The sequence below is a fragment of the Arthrobacter arnarulunnguaqae genome, from assembly GCF_051262515.1.
In the GTDB taxonomy this organism is placed as follows: Bacteria; Actinomycetota; Actinomycetes; order Actinomycetales; family Micrococcaceae; genus Arthrobacter_N.
In genome coordinates, this window is sequence record NZ_JBIMER010000003.1 from 23,113 (window position 1) to 40,951 (window position 17,839).

The following is a 17,839-nucleotide window of genomic DNA, read 5'->3' on the forward strand; positions in this document are numbered from 1 at the left end:
CCGCATGGCTGACGACGACGTAAAGTACGAATTGAAGACCGTGCGGACGATCCGCGGCACCGAAGCCAGAATGACGGCGAAGTGGCAGAAAGACGGCTGGGAGCTCGTCACCCAAAGCCAGGGCCGGCTGCAGGCGCAGATCACCTTCCGTCGCCCGAAGGCGAAGCTGCCGTGGCGCCTATTGGCAGTGGCGGGCGGCCTAATCATCCTCGCTGTCACCATCGGCGCGATCCAGGGCGGAAACGGCAGCCCCGAGCCAACCACTTCACCGACCGAGGGGGCGATCGCGCCGAGAGAACAGCCCTCGGAAGAACTCGCCGATGAACCGCTTTCAGAAAAGTCCACCGACGAACCGGCGTCGAGCGAACCGGCCGATGAAGAGGCGCTAACTGTAAAGAACAATGAGGATCTTGCAGCCCTTTTGGCAGGGTCGGAACAAGGTCCCGTTGTTGAAGACTTTGCAACCGCGTACGAGGGCAGAGTCATTGAATTCGATGGCAGTATCGGCGCTATGGCCCCTCATGGCGAATACCAAACACGCTATGACATCTTGATTTCGGCTGGGAATTACAGTGAAACCCACTCGTCGGGAGGACCTAACTTTCAGTTCCGCGATGTTAATACCACCCATGACCTACACCTCACCGGCGCTAACATTCCGGATTCGATCGGCGTAGGAGACAATCTTCGCCTTGTTGCTCGAGTCGGAGACTTCGACCCGGATAAGATCCTCTTCTTTCTTGAACCGATTTCCACCCAGTTCCGATAGATCGTCGAAACCTCGTGTTCCTGCCATGACTAAAGGTCGCGGTGGGGTGCCAGCTGGGGGAGGGATGCAACGCGCCCACGGACGGAGCCACCGGCTTGGGTCGCTAGGGGCCTTTAGTCAGTATTCGTTCGAGCGTAATGGACAACCGGCTATGAACCAGGGCGGTTCATTGAAGTCGGATCGCTTGACGCCCGAGCACGTGCAGCTGCCTTGCTGCTTGACTTGCAATACGGCTCTCAACGACAGATTCGAACTCCGTATCGAGCGTCCGTGGAGAAATTCCTTCCTAGCGGATCGCTCGGGGGGTTCGGAGGCCGAAGAAGTGGGCTTGTGGTTGCTTAAGACTTGTTTGCTGCTGGCGCACCCGGCCCAGAAGACAGGCTGGGGTGTGAACGAACTTTCGTGGTCGGGTGCCTCTAGTCCGCTTTCTTGCGATTGGATGATCTCGGGCAGTGGACCGCCAAGCGACATCAGCCTCTTCGCTCATCGTTTTTATGACGACCGGCTCGGAGTGCCGCCGTTCAAGGTGGCGCTGCCTGAACTCCGGGCGGACGACCACGTTTGGCTTTGCCAGAGTGTGCAGCTAGGACTTCGAGATTGGGGAATGACGCTGATTCATCACCCCGGATGGGTATTTGAGCACCCCTCCACGACACCTAACTCCGTCGTGGGAATCTGGCCCGCATCGGGCCCTATTAGTTCATCGTCGTTGGTGCCTCAGCCGACTTGCCCATGGATATACACTCGGGGGTCTCTCGTAGTACTCGACTCGATGATTTCGACTCATCGGCGGGCCTAAGGACGTGAGGGGCAGACACGGATTTCGGAGCGCTGCCAGGCGTCATGGCCATTGCGACGCCGCCAGTTGCCGATAGAGGCAATTGACGCAACACCCCGTAGACCGCACGGGTGACGGGTCAGTGGTGGTTGACCTACGCCCCAAGCAAGCTGCAACACGCAGCGCGGGTGACTGACCTGAAGGGCGCCCGGGGGTCGGAGATAAGCACCGATGTGTCCAGCCGCCTGGTATCCGGTCAGGGTGCGGGCCGGAACCGGTGGCAACGGTATCCACCGACCCCGGGAAGGGCGCGCATGGAACGGTTCCGTGCCCCGCACGCCCGGACCGCCTTGGCGTTAGATCCGGACGGACCCGGTGGTGGTGCTTGCGGTGAGGTAGCCGGCTTTGGTTCCGGTGTGCCGCACGGCGATGCGGTGGCCGATGTCGGTGCGCTTGATGACGTAGGTCCGGGAGGTAGCGCCGCGGATGGGCTTGCCGTCGCGCAGCCACTGGTAGGTGACCCGGGTGCCGGCGGTCCACTTCTGGAGCGGGTAGTTCCTTCCCGCCAGGGCGTTCCCGGGTTCCCACGACCCGTACGGTTCGATCCGGGGGACGGTGAGTTTGCGCAGGCTGGCTTTTATCGCCGGGGACGTGGTGGTCCGGATCGCGTAGCCGGGCAGCCGTCCGGTGACCTTGACGGTGATCCGTCGGGCGTGGTCCGCCGCGGTTGTCTTGTAGGTGGCGCGGGTCGCCCATCTGATGGGTTGGCCTTCGCGGAGCCACTGGTAGGTGAACCCGGTGCCTTTCGTCCAGGTGCCGGGCACGGCGCTCAGGGTCGATCCCACCCAGGTGCTGCCGGCGGCGCGCGGCGTGGAGGCCGTGAGGGTGCCGTAGCCGACGGTGCGCGTTGGGGAGTGCTGGACCACCGTCTGCTGGGCGAACGGTAGGTTGGTGGACGTGGTGACCCGCAGTTGGAGGGTCTTGCCGCGGTCCGCCGGAACCGGGGTGTAGCGGGCTGCGGTGGCGCCGGGGACCGGTTGCCCGCCGGAGAGCCACTGGAACTTCTGGGTGCTGGTGGCGGCGGTGTAGTTTCCGAGGATGCTGGCCACCGGCGTGTGCCCGCCGGATGCCGCGGTGCCGACCCGGACGGTTCCGAGGGTGACCGGTCCCAGCGGCAGAGTGCCCTTGCCGGGGACGAAGGTGGTGGTGCGTTCGCGGACCGTGCCGTCGTCCCATCGGGCGGTGGCCCGGAGAGTGACCGTGGAGCCGGCCAGGCCCAGCGGCAGCGTGAACGTCCGCGATGAGGACGAGGTGGTCAGCCCGATGGCCGACTTGCCCCACCAGAGGTGGGTGACGGTGGCGCCGGGGGCGTCCAGGTGGGCGGTGACGGTCGAGGTGGTGGTGCGGGTCCCGGAGACGGCGAGTTCCCCCACGGGGTGCGTGGGGTCGTCGACCGTGATGGACGGTCCGGGGGTCGTCCAGCTGCTGGCGGTGTAGTTGCCGGCGGCGTCGGCCATGCCGATGGTGCCCAGCGGGTAGGTGCCGTAGGGCACGTCGCGGGGGATGGCGTAGCCGAAGCTGCGGGTCCAGGTTCCGTCGCCGTTGTCCACGATCGGCCCGGCGGTGTAGTCGGGGTTGGACAGGCCGGGGTGGCGCAGGGGGAGGGTGGCGGTGAAGGCGAGGTTGGCTATGGCCCCGTCGTCGGAGGCCGTGGCCTCGAACGTGAACGGCTCCCCGGGGGCGACGGTGTCCGGCGCCCCGGTGAACGAGACCAGGGTCGGTGCGGTGGTGTCCGCGGCCGCCTCCGTGGCCGGTGGCTCGTCGGCGTGCGCGGCGGGCGGTGCCCCGGCGATGGCGATGGAGGCCGCCGCGATGCCCGCGGCGAGCTTGTTGATGACGCGCATTGGCGTGCTTCCTGCCTGTCGTTCCCCCCGGTTCGGCGGCAGCCGGCCCGTCCTGCGTGTGGAGATCCTATCCCAAGGTGCGCTCCTCTGACATGGAGATGTCCAGTTCTTCCCGAATATAGTCCAATTTCAGGAAGCGCTGCCCGGGCATGGTAAGACCGCTAGCCGAAATTTTCTATGTTGCTCAGGGCTTGCGGTTGGACCAGTTCGGTGTCCAAGTTGAAGGAGCGGGTGAAGAGTCGCCGACGGGCCCTTTACAGACAGCGCATTGGAAGTACGGTTTGTCCCCACCGCCGAAGTCGAAGTGTGGCCCAAAAGTATCGCAGCTGGGGCAGTCGTACATCGTGTAGAGGTTGCCCTGATCGTCCATTGAGATCGCCATGCGGCAATGCTATCTGGCGGCTCTGTATTTACGTTGCTCACATTAGTGAATTCGGCTGGTCGGAGAAGCGCAAGGCAGGCGGGCAGTGCCTGGGAACTTCCGCAGTGTCTGGAACGGCTCGCTAGTCTCGAGGAACCGTCCGACGTCGGACGACATGCCCCTGGGTGCATCGACGCAACGGCCCCTGCCGTCCCGCGTACCGGCGTGGAAGAGTGCTGGCATGTGTGGGCGCTACGTCATGAGTAAGGGAGTGGGCACTGCCTAAGCGGACGCCCGTCCGCCCGCAAGGGTTGCGCTGGCAACTGAGGTCCGCACGCCTTGATGTCTTGCGCGTCCCACGCAAGGTACACGTGTTTTCGTATGTGCCCCAGGTGATGTCGACATGGTCTGAACGCTCACCGCGGTAGTTTGCAAGAAGGGCCGGCGGTCGTTGCCCGTGTCGCGGCCGGAGGAGCCCTGACGGTTCGGGGGGCGGCCGCCTAAGCGCGAGTCGTTCCATTGTAAGGGCGCCGCTGCTGCCTGGACGGCTCCGGCCGGAGCGGGATCTTCGGCTCGGCCCAGTTTACGTCACGGGTTGCGGCGCCGGGGCGTCGGATACGGCCGGCGGGCGAAACCTGTTGTTTATCGAGTCTGGTCCCGAGGCGTCCACTCTGTTGGCATGTGGCAGGAGGGGCTGCGCCGGCCGAAGGGCGAACGGGCTACGTCAAGAGCAAGGCTGCCGATCCCCGCGACCAGTCGTGGAAATGGCTGAGGACGGCAAGAAACCAGGCTATCTCTGCGCCTATGCGGGGATCAGCACGGTGAGTCGCGCAGCATTCGTCAAGCGCTGGTTCCAATCAGAGGTAGATGGCGATGGGTATGACTCGCACGGACGCCCCAATAACTCGTGAGTCGAGGGTGAAGTTGAACATGTCGGCCGCAACCATGCCGTCGACGGCGTCATTCCCCTCGTCCCCGTCGCCATCGCGGTCGGGTCGGTCCGTTGTGTAGGCCGATTCGTCATCGTCCTCATCGTCGGCTTGTGTGAGGGCACTGACCTTCTCAGCCTGTTTGTGCACGGACTCATTCATGACCCGCACCAGTTCATCCACTGCCTCGGGGCGCATCCTCTCTAGCACTTTGTTCCGCGACAGGATCGGTTCATCCTGTGTCAGCGGTCCAGCTACCTTCCCGAGGACAGTGAAGTGTCCGTCGAGGATACGGTCCTCGTCCGCTACAACGAAGTGCTCCACATCGCACATCGTGATGAAGGTCAGCAGCTCGTCGCCATCTCCGATCTGCCCATAGAACTCGCGAGTCTTCGCGCTGCGGAAATCGGCGCGCACAGCCTCCGTCGCTGCCCGTCCTATCGCGCCCCAAGTCTCCATGTCCCCGTCGAGGCGCAGCTTGAATTCCTGCACTTTCTCCACGGTGCCGCCCTCGAAGGAGTCCATACCCTCGGTGAACCGGCTTCTTCGGACGATCTGCTCCACTAGGTCCGGGGTTGCGATGTCCAGCAAGGCGACTACCTGGCTCGGCGTAAACGATGCTGAAAACTCAACAAACTCTCCCGGTCGTAAATTGGTCGCGTCACCCCTGCCTTTTACGTCCCGGATCAGGCCCGTTTGGCGAAGCACGGAGCGGACGACGTGCAGGTAGTACGGCTGGGTGTAACGAGCTCTCGCCGTTGCCGTGCTGCCCGTGATTTGCTGGCTTCCAAGGCGTTTCTCATAGTCGGCTTCGACGGCCGCGTCACCAGCGAACAGGCCGGGGAATTTCGCAGCCAGGCCCACTTTGGCCTTCGCGCCATTGGTCGTGCCCTGCGAATCCTCGTGCTCGCTGCGGGCCTCGTTGGCGAACTCCGTGAACAGCGGCTGCCCATACGTTTGCTGGAGGATGCCTTCCACATAGTCAGGATTTTGGTAGATCGACACCGTGGGCGGCAGCGGCTTGGACGGCTCTGGGTCAACCCGCGGTTGTTCTTTATGACTCACAATGCCTCTCAGCTTCACTCTCTAACCAGTATAGAAATCTGCCTGAGCAGACTATGCGAGAACTGCGTGAGCCGGAAGTCGTGCGGTTGGGTGAGGACGATCGCCCGGTTGAACACCCACACGCCGGTGAGCTTCCGGGCGCAGTTGTAGACGCGTTTGGCGCCGTGGAGCGCCTTGGCGAGCACTAGGCGCGAGTGCCCCAGCTTCGGGTCGTGGGCGGCACTCTTCGGGATCGAAGTCGCCGGCCGGATCGAAGACAACATAGGTGGAGACGCCTTCTTTGCACTGCTTGCCCAGGAGCGTCCCTGAGACTCGCACCGGGGCCGTGTCGGCACGCTCTTCGTGGATGGTTGACGCCGTCTACAAGACGTCGTCTAGCCGTGGCTCCGCTTCTTCTTGGGCGCTTACGCACGTCTTGCTCCCGCGAGCCAGGGGCCTCGACCTCGTCGAGGACATCATGGACGACAGCGTCGCCGTGCTGTTCATCGGCGCCTTCGGGTCCTGACTCGCCACCCACAGGTTCCCGTAACGAATCGGCCACACCAGCTGCCCGAAACCTCAAACCGTCGCCAGTCGTGCCTAGAGTGATGTCCTGTAACAACCATCACTTTAAACTCCGGGGGAACCATGAAGAAGTCATTCGCGCTGGGCGCCGTCCTGGCCCTTACGCTCACCGGCTGCGGCGCTACCGCGGGAGAAACCGAATCCAACGTGTCCGTCGAACCCGCGGCCAGCTCCGCCGGGCCGACCACGGCCGCCAGTGCTCCAGAGTCGTCCGCCGCGCCGTCCGGGGCAATCGAAACCGAGGAAGCCGAAGCCTCCGAGACCGTTTCCGGCGACCTTAGCGAGCGGGGCAACATGGTCAAGAAGATCGGTGATTCCGCGGGCCTCACCGGCCCCGACGGGGAGACCCTCGTCGAGTTCACCGTCCACTCGATCGAGGTCGACCCGAAGTGCACCGGTCAATTCGCCGAAAAGTCCGAGAACGGACACCTGCTCGCCCTGGACGTGTCGGTCGCGACGAAGGCCGGCATGGAGGAGGCGCACTTCGGCGGATGGTCGATGAGCCCGTACAGCTTCAAAACGATCGCCCCGAATGGCACTACGTCCAACTCCGACCTGGGCACCATGCCCACCTACTCGTGCCTCGACGACTCGGAGGGGCTGCCGGACACCATTGGGGACGCTGAGAAGGCGCGCGGCATCGTCATCTTGGATGTGGAAAATCCCAAGGGCACCCTCGTGTTCGAGGACCCGCTCGCGCAGGCAGGTTGGGAATGGGAGTACCCCGCTGAGTAGCGCCCCCACAGCACACCGAAGCCCCGCCCCCCGGAACCAGCTGGCGCGAGGCTTCGCCGTGTCTGGGTCTGGACCGCGCAGCGTGGGGTGCTGGGCCCGCAACTGTTGATGCCTTGTCCTAGCCGGGGTGCCCGCCTACCCCGAGCCCATGTCGGGGGGTTGAAGAACGGGAATGGTGTTCGTTGACGCTGGTGCACGAGGTTGCGTCCCACGGCGCACAAACTCCTTGGCGCCCATTTGGCGCCTCGGTAGTCGCTTCGGGTCGGGAAATGGGGCGGTTTCCTGAGCGGCACGGGGACGTTCCTTGCCACCTACCTCGTCACCCTGCCCAGTCTCCCTATTCCCTTCTTAGGCGGGACCAAACAAGGCGACGAACAGTGCGTACAAGTTGGCTGGCACCACGTCGTGGAAGTTCGACAACCGCAACTGCGTCGCAATCGCTAAACCCGTCTCCAACGCCCGTGCGAACACGGTGAAGATCTAGGCGAAGGCCGGGGTCGCCTACTTCGTCAACGCGGCGCAGAAGCGCGCCGGCACCTACAAGTTCCGGAACTGCACGAGCGTCCCCTTCACCATGACGGCGACCATTGGATCCTAGAAGCCTTCCGGCACCCAGAAGTGGATAGCACGGCTCGGACCGTCACAAAGGAGAAGGCCCGGACCAATCAGCGGTCCGAGCCCTTCCTTGTTCCGGTCGGCCTAGAAGTCTGCCTTGTTCTTGCCCACCTTCAGCGTCGCCAACGTAGCCTTCTTTTCTCGCCGGCCTCCAAGGGCGGCGTGACGTAGGGCCTCGCCGCAGGGGCCGGGCCCTACCTCATACGGTTAGGCGGCCATGATGAGGAACAGCAGCAGCCACACCGTCGTTGCGACGCCGACGGCGATGCCGGTCCCGGCGACCATGCGGATCGCGGTCGTATGCAGGCCGGACGTCTCGGCCCGGTTGGCGCGGCCCAAGGCCAACTGCCCGAACAAGATGCCCAGCGGCCCGGTCAGCAGCGACAAGCCCGCGAGGACGCCCGCGGACTGCCGGTACGCGGACGCCTCCACCGCGGCGGCCGCCGCGTGGTTCTCCCCGTGGTAAGCCGTGAGCGCTGGGGTGAGGATCCGGAAGCCGGGGTCCCTGTCGAGCCGGGAGACCGCGACGAGCGCCAGGACCGCCAAGACAATGACCAGATGCATGAACGGTCCGAAGGCGGACCCGAACGACTGGAACACCAGGCTGACTGTGGTAAGGACCAGCAAGGCGGCGCTGGTGGCCAGCGCGGGCAGAACCCGGGCGCGGCGGTCCGAGCGGCGCACCGCCAGGTGCACGACGGCCGCGACGCCGGACAGGATGGCCAGCAGCTGCGGCCCGGTCCAAGACAGTACGGCGAGCGCCGGCGCGTTGACCACGAGGACGGCCGCGGCGGCGAGCGCCACCACCCACGCGGTCCCGTCGGCGAACAGGCGGGCGTCCGCCCGCGCGCGCGGGAACCCGAGGGCGAGCAGTCCGATGAGCATCAACATCGTGGGGAAACTCAGCCAGGAGGAAAACTCCCCGCCGATGCGGGTGGCGTCCGGTGACCCGGGGACCAGCAGGAGTGCGGCGAGCAGACCGATGCCGGCGAACGCGGCGACGGACCGTCCGGCCGGGACCGGCAGCCACAGCAGGGCGGCCGCGGCCGCCGCGACGACCAGCACGGCTGGGACGCTGCTTTCGGGGTTGGTGGCCTGGAATGCGAAGATGAGGTTGACGATCGTCAGGACCGTCAGCAGCCCGGCGGCGAACCAACCCCAGATGATCCGGGTCCGGATCGTGTCCTCGGTGCTGCGCGGGGCGCCCGCCAGGATGGCGAGGACGATCATCAGGACGAACCCGTTGCCGAGGCCCGGGTTGGCCTCGTTGCCGCTCAAGTCCAGGAACAGGCCGATGAGGAAAGAGAAGGACCCGAGCAGGAGCAGGGCCGCGGGGATCCACCGGACGAGGACCGCAACGAAGGACGCGACGAACCCCAAGGAGCGCAGGACCGCGGAGACGACCACGGCGGCGACAGTGATGGACGCGAGGATCAAAACGAGGAGTTCCTCGTGGACGGGTCTGGTGAACGTTTCCCCGGCGAAGAACATGGCGGCGAGTCCGAACCCGTAGACGACGATTGCGCCGAGGTCCTTAGAGAAGTCGCCGCGGGTCGGGCGGGTCGCGGGTGCACGGCGCGGCGGCCGGGGCACGGACGCCCACGTCTGCTGGCGCGTATGGCCGGCGGGACCGGAAGTGCCGGACGCGGGCGCATCGGAGTGCACCGGCTGGACACTCTCCTGGTCGATGAACGGATCCTCGGGTGTGTGCCCGGGAACGTGTGGTGTGGTGGTCAAGACGGTTTCCCCCTAGTTCAAGAGCCGCGGCGAGTGGACCCCGGCGACCCAATCCTAGGCGGGAGCGCCTGTCACATGGGCATCGCGCGGTCAACGCCAAGGGCACCCTCGATCCCGGGACATTGGGTGGGCGACCTCGTCACCGAAGCCCACAACCAGTCGGCGATCGCGACCCTCGTGGAACGCACCACCCGCTACGTGATGCTCGTGCACCTGCCCGTGGACCACAACGAATCGGTGCGCAACGGGCTCTTCAAGACCATGGTCACGCTACCGGACCGTCTGCGCGGCTCCCTGACCTAGGATCAGGGTGCGGAGATGGCACTGCACAAGTCCTTCGGCATCTCCACGGACATGGACGTCTACTTCTGCGACCCGGCCAGCACGTGGCAGCGCGGTTCGAATGAAAACACCAACGGACTGCTGAGACAGTACTTCCCATGGGCACCGACCTGAATACGTATGGGCCCGAGGACCTGGAGCACGTCGCCCAGGAACTCATTGGCAGGAGAACACCGCCGAGCTCTCCACGGTCCTGGGCATCGAAGGCGGAGGCACCTGGGAGGTCCTGGCCAAGCCGGCGCCGACCGTCCCGTGGACATGGTGGAAGCTGAAGGCGGTCGCGGACCATGTTGACGCCACGCGGCCGGACCTGGTCGCGTGGTTCGACGACGACCTGACCGCCGCGCCCGAGGCCGACGCGTGGCGCGCCGCCCGCCAGGGCCGCCTGCTGGCGATCGCCCCGGAATCCGGGACGGGTATCACCGCCGCCCACTGGGCTGCGCTGGAAGCCTTCACCGCGGGGAACACCGCCGTCCCGACCAAGCCGGTCGTTGGAGCCACGTACACCGAACGGGCCACCGGGGACGCCTACCTGCTCTCGCACCTGCGCAATCGCGGCGCCGTGATGGTCCACGAACCGCCAGGGGCGGACCGGCGGGTGCTGGACAGTGTCCCGTGGGAGGAGTTCGACGCGCTGTTCGAGTACGCCTCGTGCGACCATGCGGCGTACTGCTGCACGCACCACCGGTCCCACACGATGCCGCACCGCGGGTGCATGCTGCGCTAACGCGTCACCGCGCCCCGATACCATGGGCCAACACAACACACCGGGGGACATCTTGCGCAACGACCTGGCCACTGCGGTCGCCGACCACACCGAAAGCCAGGTGGTGCCGGCCCTCGTCCGCGCCGCCGAACGCACCGTCTCGGACGCGGACACCGTGTACGCCGTCACGGAGGCCACCGGGAGCACCGGCCGGGTCCTCCTGGTGGCCACCCGCACGGGGCTTCACCTGGTGCATGCGGACGGCCGGTGCACCCGGTGGCCGGCGGGGTCCTTCACCACGGAAACCATCGCCGGGAACCGGGCGCGGATCATCGAGGGCCCCACCGCAAAGGCCTCCACGGCGGACGCCCCCGCCGTCGAGCTCACCGTGTCCCCCTCAGGGTGGGGGAGGCTGCTGGACGCCCTGGAGCAAGCCGGGTCGGGGGAACCGCCACCGGAAGGCGCGCCCCCTGCCGAGGACTCTGCAGTCTCCACGGTCCGGACGGTGCTCGGCCTGGCACTGGCCGGCATGGTCGTCTTCGTGGGCTTCATGGTGTTCGGCGGGTCGTCCGCGCCGGCGGAGCCGCGCCTCAACGACCGCGCCGCCGTCCGGGCCTGCGAAACGGCCATCAAGGAGCGGCTGGTGGCCCCGTCCGGCGCCACATACGATTCGGAGCCACGCCTCAGCGGCGAAGACATCATCGTGGGCACCACAGTGGATTCGCAGAACGGCTTCGGCGCGACCCTGCGTTCCGAATGGCTGTGCAGGACCGTCGGGGCCGGAGACGACTGGACCCCGGTCGAGGTCTTCCAGAAGAACTAACCCATCCGGATGGCCCGCATCCCGGCCCCCCCGTCGAAAATCCCCGAGCCCGGCGCTCCACCCGGCAGGACGGGGCAGTGCCCGCGGTGCTGCCCGGACCCGGGATAGGGACGGTGCGTCCATCGGTGGTGCTAGGCGTGGTGCGGGAAACCAGGTTCCCGGGGCAGTCCGGGCGTCCTGGGCGGGCCGCCTGCCCCGCATGCGCCCTGAAGTGCACTTGAGGCCGGCCCAAAGGATGCTGGAGGGCCCTGTGCGTCTGCTGGGCCGCCGCTGACGGCTTCGGCGCGTGCCCGGTCGGGGCGCGCGCCAGGCCCGCACGGGCGCCTGACCGGGGGTGGCGTCCAGAGGCCGACGCGCGGCCGTTTTTTCGCCATACTGGGCCTATGCCAGGCCCGGCAGCCGCAGGGACAGCGGAACAACGGCGAGGAGGGCGTACCGCCAGCAGCTCCTCGAGCTGTACTCCACTCGCACTCGCTCTCCGGGCGTCGCTTTGCGACGGCTAGCATCTCTACGGCGAGGACATCCGGGTCGGCAGGCTGCGCCAGCGGCACCGCACTAAGTCGATGCTTTAGGAGACAGCATCTCCGCGATCGGTCGCGTGCCTGCCCTCAAGTCACAATCCATGCGGTCCAAATCGTCGGAGGTAAGTACCCGCGAGAGCTTCACCTCGGCAGAAAAACCGATGATGTCAGGGCGGCCAGCACGAGGCCCATGATCTGACCGATAGGGCGTGGGCGGATGAGCCTGGAGACCGGCTCGGGCCAGGGCATGAACTGGAAACCGTTGTGGTCGACGTCGAGGGGCTTGGTTCTGCGCATGCCACCATGTGTGCTGGATCCGCGTCGCCGCTCACCGACGATTGCAGCAGCCCTACATTCCCCTGGCGATCGCCTCTTCAATCGCGTCCTCGAGGTGGCCGGCGCGCTCCGGGCAGAAGTAGGCGACCGCGAGCCTGAGCGTCTCAGCACCATTACCCAAAGCAGGGTCGCCGTCGTGCGACACCCGCACTATCTGCTTGAAGTCGCTGAACTCTTCGGTGGGGTCGTCGGTGCACAAATTGTTCTCAAGGAACTGACCGTAGGACGTGGCGTCGTCCGGCACGACACCGATTGCAGCCAAATCGGCGGCGTAGTCGCCTGTTGTTGGTACGGGCTGGGGCTCGACTTCGGTTTGTCCAGATCCCGAGAAGTACGGGGTGCAGAGGTTGACCAGCTCGGTGCCGGCGGCTTTGAATTCGGTTGCGTCGAAGTTGTAGGTTGTTCCTCCACCTTCGGTAATTTCGATCATCTCCGTCATCGGGCTGGCGAAGCTTTCGAGGAAGGGCGTTAGGTCTTCCTCAGCGTGCAGGGCGAGACTGTCGACCTCGTCCTTCAGGCCACGCGACTTGGTGATGGTGGCATCGTCGATGTCCTGGAATTCGTTGACGAAGTCGATCGTCCGGTAAAACGGACCACCTTCGTTCTGGCCGAGAAGTTGAGTGCAGGTGGTCTGCCGCGACACCCTAAACGCAGGCTCCTCAGCGTCAATGGCTGACGCGCTGGGACTGGCGCTTGGACTCGCACTGGCCGTTGTAGCCTCCGCGGCCTGCTCAGTATCGGCCTCGGGTGCCGCGCACCCTGCGAGAAGGATCAGTGCAAGCAGGATGGCGGCGAAGCGAGTGTTCATGGGTCCCCCAGGAGTGAAGTGTGGATTTCAGAGTACTTGCGCGGACAGGATGGAGCACGGACGGTTTGGTTGGTTACCCCAAATCGTTGCGGAAACGTGCCGGAGTGGCAGGCGGGGCCAGCGAGTCGCTATGAGGGTTCCGGACCCGCATCGATACCTACGCGTGGGAGGGCGACGACCGGGTTCACGTGTACGGGTTTCAGGTGCATCCGATCGCTTGACACCGAATGCGGCTCGCGTCTTAGGCCGCTATGGTGAGCTACATCATTCGCATCACTTCCGGGGGAACCATGAAGAAGCATCTTGTTGTGGCGGCCGTTGCCGTTTCGGCGTTGACCGGGTGTGCCCTGTCAGCCGAGGAGGTTGCCGCGTCAGAGTCGGCGGTCGCGGCCGCTGCTTCGTCATCGTTGACGGCCGCGTCGTCCTCGGCGGCGGCTGCCTCATTGTCCGCAGCGGCGGAGTCCGAAGCGGCGGTGCAGGCGTCCCAGGACGCCGAGCTGGAGCAGCTCCAGGCAGACTTGGAAGCGGCGCAGGAGGAGTTCGAGGCGGCGTTGGAGGGCGCCGTCGCCGGTGGGACGCTCGGAGCCGAATACGCCGACACCGAGGAGTTGTTGGCAGCGTTCGAAGCGGCCGGGGGCTACTGCGAGGACGCGGACTTCAACGACGATCCGGGCACTTACTCGACATCGTCGGTCATTTGCGGCGACAACACTATCCTGTCGATTTACCCTTCCCAGTCGGCGGCCCTGGAGAACGCGGAGCTGGTGTACCAGCTGCTTCTCTCCACTGACGTCGAAACGAGCGAGTGGCTCGTCGGGGAAAACTGGGTGGTCAACGCCCCGGACAGCGTCCTCGTGCAAGAGACCATGGGCGGGGAGTTCTACACCGGTTAGGGCTCTAGATATGTAGGAACTTCCTGTTAAGGGGGCAAGAATGAGCGGTCCGCGGCAGGGTCGTCGTGGACCGCTCTTTTCGTTCCCTCTGTCCGGTGGTGGCCGGGTCTGGCGCTTCGTTGATCAACGGCGCTGTCAGACTGATATGCGAGGGTCGGATACCGCAAGGTGAGGTGTTCGACTGGAGGGTGACCGCTGGTCTAGGATGTCGGGCGTTGCCGAGCATTCGCCGGTTGCCCATAGTGTGTCGCGGGTTTCCTCCACGCTGCCGAGCCGCTCGAGCACCGGTGGAAGAGAGGGACGTCATTCAGTCGGCCATGGGCGCTTCCATCGCAATGGTGCGGCCAGAGACCAGCACCCTCCGGCCACACCACCGGGGATCAGCGGATGGGACTCTTGGAGGCCAGGACGCTGCTGGCGGCGGCGCACGCAGCCGGCGCCACCCCGGCCACCCATCTGGACCACGCGGTGTGGGAACACGAGAGGGACCACCCCTCGCACCGGATCGTCCACCGGCCCCGGCGCCGCATCGGCGCGAACTGCTCATCGTCCAGTGGGCCACCTGGCCGGGCCGATGGAGCTCGCCCCCGCCGCAGCCCCGAATACCTGTTCGTGGGCGCGGTCGCCACTGACAACGCCGGGGCCCGATACCTCGTCACGACGGGGGTGTACTTTGCGCCATTCGGTCCGCGCTCCAGGACGCGGCGCTGCTACCTTGGGCGCGGCTCCAGAGTGTCACCGAGGAATCGGCAACCCACCTGCCCTGTTGATCCTTGATACTGAATTTCCGCACGGCCTCTTCGCTGGTGAGCCAGTGCTCCTTGCGGTCCGGCCGGCGGGCGTGCGTCACGATGAGCATCCACCACTGACCCACGTTCAGGTCCTCCTCGGCGGCCCGCCGCTCATGGTGGGTCAAGGACACTCCCCAGGGGTTTGACGTTCCGGTCCCTTTCACCTCAACACGGACCTCCGACACGGATCCGTCAACCTCATAGGAGCGACCCCACAGGTCGGCTCCGGGACCGTTCGCGCCCCTTTCGTCCTCGGTGGACACAACGGCGAACCGTTCCCGGCGCAACGCCTTGACGGCCGTGTTGCGCGCGTTGGCCTCGACCTTGTTGCGGTGGTCGACCGCCTTGGCTCCGTCACGAATGCGCTTTTCAACCTCCCAGGGCGGCCCCAGCTTCAGTCTTGCGCACAGGGGTGCAAGCCGGTGGTGGTCGGTCTCCGACAGCACGCTGGCGGGCAGCCCGCAGGCCCGGGCCATGTGCAGGGCCTCGGCCGGGCTCAGTTCGATGAAGGCTCTCCGCCGGCGGTCGCGAAGGGCCGCGATTCGTTCGAAGTCGGCGTCCATCTGGCCCGTCTCGACGACAGGGACGGGGAAGTCGAAACGCCGGATGGGGAACCCGGCGGCTTCCACATACTCCCTGGCGTTCCCGTTCCCGTCGTCGTAGGTCCCGGTCTTGATGGACTCGATCCACCACAGGCCGACGACGGTCCGGCGGGCGAGCTGGTGCACGTCCTGGTCGAGGTGTTCGGTGCGCATCACAAACACGAGATCGCCGGGATTCGCCTTCTCGAGTTCCTCCTTGGATCCGCGCATAAGCTGGCTGTTGATCCACGGATCCCGGATGGCCTCGAGGGGGTCTGCCCACTCGAAGTCCTGCCAGACGTCGGAGGCAAGCACGGAGGGGTCCGCGACGGGAAGGTGCGCCTCCTGTTGCGCCCTCGTCGGGTTGTACTTGGCGACCCATGCAGCACGGACCACCTCCACGTTGCCTCCGATAGCGTCCGTCGCCGGCGCGAGGGGAAGGCGCTGCTGCCTCGGGGGGAGGCGCCCGCCAGGGGTGGGTGGGACGTCAAGATCGACGCGACCGGTCAGCCGGTCGAGCTCGGCTTGTCGGGACCGCTGCCGGTCTTCGAGGGAAAGCACGCGGAGCTCCTTGTATCCCTTGGGCGGGAACGGTTGTCGTTTCGTCGTCGCCCGCAGCTGCTTCGGTATCTGGTGCTCCATTGTCGTCCTCCGAACGTTGTGCGCACGCGCGACCGCCTGACTCCTATTTCTCCTTCACCTTTCCCGCAGAAGGGGCGGCTTGTCCAGCCGGGCCAGGTCAGCCGGGCAGGCGAAGAGGCGTTCTTCTGGTTTTTCGAGCTGGTGACGTCTACTGACTGTCTGGAGACCATTCCGCCTTGAGTCGCCCCGCGCCTTTAGGGCTCCGGGACGTCCGCGCCGCACCTGGGTGCGGCTACCTGGTCGATCCTCAGTGGACTAACCCGCTCTCGTTGAGTCGAACCCGAAAGGCGCTTTTTTTGGATTCCTTTGCCTGCGTAGTCCAAGGTTCGTCATCGAGCCTCTTCGACGAGTTTGTTGGCGTAGCAACCATAGTCATCGCCGTCGTGGCTGTAGTCGTCTCGATTGCCAGTGCGTACGCATCCTTCAGTAGAGACAAAACCCAACGCGAGGATGAGGCCGTTCTGTGACTCGTTGAAGACCTCACTTCGGCTGGCACAGAGGGACACAGAGCCTTCCTGAAGTTTGTGCTCAGCAGAGGTAGCTATGGTGATTCTGAGGAACCAAGACTAATTGAGTCCTACCTTGTCCTGCTGCGTTCCATCGCTAAGGCTAAAGCCGTTTTCGACTTCTGCAGGACAGATCGTCCTGGTGATCAGATGAAGGATGAATTCGGAGAGAAGAAGGCCGGTCGAGCTTGGAAGGCCCAATACTTGACGCTTCTTTGGCTGCTGGCGGAGATGACAGAGGACGCTGCGACCATACTGGGGGAGCGTCCGACGCTAGTGTGGTGATATGAACCGCTGGAATGCAAGACCCGTCCCGCACCGTCCTGAGCCCAGGCGCGACATTCTAATAGGCCCGGGGCATGCGAAGTGGACAAATGTTGGTCGTGCCAACTGTTCGATTCAACTCTGTCAAAAGTCTTCCACGAAACCCCCAAAGACCCCCAACGTCCCCTAACCAGCCCCATTACAATGGATGGTACAAACATCCCGCTAACGCCCGAAATGTAGGGTTTTCCGCCCCATCTCGAGGGACCCCAAAAGGTGAGAGGCACTACGCGTGTTTTATTGGATCATGAAGCGGCTGTTCATCGGGCCGCTGGTCAACCTGTTGTTCCGTCCCTGGGTCAAGGGGCTGGACAACATTCCCGCCGAGGGCGGCGCCATCCTGGCCAGCAACCACCTCTCCGTCTCGGACTCGATCTTCATGCCGGTCGCCGTGGGCCGCCCCGTGGTGTTCCTGGCGAAGAGCGAGTATTTCACCGGCGCCGGCATCAAGGGCAAGGTCACGGCCCTGTTTTTCCGTCTGACCAACCAGCTGCCCATGGACCGCTCGGGCGGAACCGCCTCGGCGAACTCGCTGGGGGCCGGCGAGGCCATCCTTTCCTCGGGGCAGCTCCTGGGCATCTATCCGGAGGGAACGCGCAGCCCGGACGGGCGCCTGTACCGCGGAAAGCTCGGGGTCGCGAAGCTCGCGCTCGCGACGGGCGTGCCCGTCGTTCCAATCGCCATGATCGGAACCGACAAGGTCCAGCCCATCGGCAAGACGGTCCCCAACATCCGCCGCGTCGGAATGATTGTGGGCGAGCCACTGGACTTCTCCCGCTATGCCGGCATGGCCGACGACAGGTTCGTCCAGCGCTCGGTCACCGATGAGATCATGTATGCCCTCATGCGGCTCTCGGGCCAGGAGTACGTCGACGTCTACGCCGCCACCGTCAAGTCGCAGCTGGCCGCCAAGCGCCAGGCGGCCGTCGCTGCCGTGAAGGCTAAACTCGCGGACCGCAAACACGTCTCCGGGAGCGCCCCGGAAGGCGCGGACGAGGACGCCCATGAGGGCCCCGGCCGCCCGGCTGCCTAGTCCGTCCCGGGACCGGAAACGCCGTGCGCATAGCGCGCAACGCGACGCTGGGCGCACTGTGAACCGACGTCGTTGG

General features: G+C 65.3%; 12 protein-coding genes and 1 pseudogene. 7 read left to right on the plus strand and 6 right to left on the minus strand.

Annotation, left to right across the window (positions count from 1 at the left end; all coding sequences use genetic code 11):
- The first annotated feature begins 4 nt into the window (after positions 1-4).
- Positions 5-769, plus strand: a complete 765-nt coding sequence (locus tag ACHAAJ_RS03885) for a DUF4839 domain-containing protein (protein WP_435726616.1) — start codon at positions 5-7, stop codon at positions 767-769.
- A 1,134-nt stretch (positions 770-1,903) separates the two neighbouring features.
- Here the strand turns inward: ACHAAJ_RS03885 and ACHAAJ_RS03890 are convergent.
- The 3 genes from ACHAAJ_RS03890 to ACHAAJ_RS03900 form a co-directional block, all read right to left on the minus strand.
- Positions 1,904-3,451: a hypothetical protein gene (locus tag ACHAAJ_RS03890; protein ID WP_435726617.1), complete on the minus strand. Its 1,548-nt coding sequence runs from the start codon at positions 3,449-3,451 to the stop codon at positions 1,904-1,906.
- A 1,218-nt stretch (positions 3,452-4,669) separates the two neighbouring features.
- Positions 4,670-5,824: a DUF6414 family protein gene (locus ACHAAJ_RS03895; RefSeq protein WP_435726618.1), complete on the minus strand. Its 1,155-nt coding sequence runs from the start codon at positions 5,822-5,824 to the stop codon at positions 4,670-4,672.
- Entirely contained in the window at positions 5,821-6,069 is a 249-nt protein-coding gene (locus ACHAAJ_RS03900) for a hypothetical protein (protein ID WP_435726619.1), read from the minus strand. The genes ACHAAJ_RS03895 and ACHAAJ_RS03900 overlap by 4 nt, the downstream gene beginning before the upstream one ends.
- A gap of 364 nt (positions 6,070-6,433) precedes the next feature.
- Between ACHAAJ_RS03900 and ACHAAJ_RS03905 the strand changes: the two genes are divergently transcribed.
- Positions 6,434-7,105, plus strand: a complete 672-nt coding sequence (locus ACHAAJ_RS03905) for a hypothetical protein (protein ID WP_435726620.1) — start codon at positions 6,434-6,436, stop codon at positions 7,103-7,105.
- 822 nt (positions 7,106-7,927) lie between these two features.
- Here ACHAAJ_RS03905 and ACHAAJ_RS03910 read toward each other — a convergent pair.
- A complete protein-coding gene (locus ACHAAJ_RS03910) occupies positions 7,928-9,457 on the minus strand; it encodes a hypothetical protein (protein ID WP_435726621.1) in 1,530 nt (509 codons plus the stop codon).
- Positions 9,458-9,565: 108 nt separating this feature from the next.
- Here ACHAAJ_RS03910 and ACHAAJ_RS03915 point away from each other — a divergent pair.
- From ACHAAJ_RS03915 to ACHAAJ_RS03925, 3 genes and pseudogenes are all read left to right on the plus strand, one after another.
- Positions 9,566-10,071: pseudogene (locus tag ACHAAJ_RS03915) on the plus strand (IS30 family transposase); the annotation flags it as partial.
- 290 nt (positions 10,072-10,361) lie between these two features.
- On the plus strand, positions 10,362-10,526 hold the full coding sequence (locus ACHAAJ_RS03920; RefSeq protein ID WP_435726622.1) for a hypothetical protein: 165 nt from the start codon (positions 10,362-10,364) through the stop codon (positions 10,524-10,526).
- Between the two features lie 52 nt (positions 10,527-10,578).
- Positions 10,579-11,328 carry a hypothetical protein gene (locus ACHAAJ_RS03925; RefSeq protein WP_435726623.1) on the plus strand — a complete coding sequence of 250 codons (750 nt, stop codon included), beginning with the start codon at positions 10,579-10,581 and terminating at the stop codon, positions 11,326-11,328.
- An 870-nt stretch (positions 11,329-12,198) separates the two neighbouring features.
- Here ACHAAJ_RS03925 and ACHAAJ_RS03930 read toward each other — a convergent pair.
- On the minus strand, positions 12,199-12,993 hold the full coding sequence (locus tag ACHAAJ_RS03930; RefSeq protein ID WP_435726624.1) for a hypothetical protein: 795 nt from the start codon (positions 12,991-12,993) through the stop codon (positions 12,199-12,201).
- A gap of 254 nt (positions 12,994-13,247) precedes the next feature.
- On the opposite strand from ACHAAJ_RS03930, the gene ACHAAJ_RS03935 reads away from it, so the two are divergent.
- On the plus strand, positions 13,248-13,886 hold the full coding sequence (locus ACHAAJ_RS03935; protein WP_435726625.1) for a hypothetical protein: 639 nt from the start codon (positions 13,248-13,250) through the stop codon (positions 13,884-13,886).
- Between the two features lie 655 nt (positions 13,887-14,541).
- On the opposite strand, the gene ACHAAJ_RS03940 is transcribed toward ACHAAJ_RS03935, so the two are convergent.
- Positions 14,542-15,900, minus strand: a complete 1,359-nt coding sequence (locus ACHAAJ_RS03940) for a protein NO VEIN domain-containing protein (RefSeq protein WP_435726626.1) — start codon at positions 15,898-15,900, stop codon at positions 14,542-14,544.
- 1,062 nt (positions 15,901-16,962) lie between these two features.
- Between ACHAAJ_RS03940 and ACHAAJ_RS03945 the strand changes: the two genes are divergently transcribed.
- Entirely contained in the window at positions 16,963-17,763 is an 801-nt protein-coding gene (locus tag ACHAAJ_RS03945; protein WP_435726627.1) for a lysophospholipid acyltransferase family protein, read from the plus strand.
- Positions 17,764-17,839 lie beyond the last annotated feature (76 nt).

What these genes read in the sequence shown, in the direction of transcription:
- ACHAAJ_RS03930 (WP_435726624.1), bottom strand. Translation starts at nt 12,993, where the DNA reads ATGAACACTCGCTTCGCCGCCATCCTGCTTGCACTGATCCTTCTCGCA.
- ACHAAJ_RS03900 (WP_435726619.1), bottom strand. Translation starts at nt 6,069, where the DNA reads ATGTTGTCTTCGATCCGGCCGGCGACTTCGATCCCGAAGAGTGCCGCC.
- ACHAAJ_RS03940 (WP_435726626.1), bottom strand. Translation starts at nt 15,900, where the DNA reads ATGGAGCACCAGATACCGAAGCAGCTGCGGGCGACGACGAAACGACAA.
- ACHAAJ_RS03890 (WP_435726617.1), bottom strand. Translation starts at nt 3,451, where the DNA reads ATGCGCGTCATCAACAAGCTCGCCGCGGGCATCGCGGCGGCCTCCATC.
- ACHAAJ_RS03885 (WP_435726616.1), top strand. Translation starts at nt 5, where the DNA reads ATGGCTGACGACGACGTAAAGTACGAATTGAAGACCGTGCGGACGATC.
- ACHAAJ_RS03905 (WP_435726620.1), top strand. Translation starts at nt 6,434, where the DNA reads ATGAAGAAGTCATTCGCGCTGGGCGCCGTCCTGGCCCTTACGCTCACC.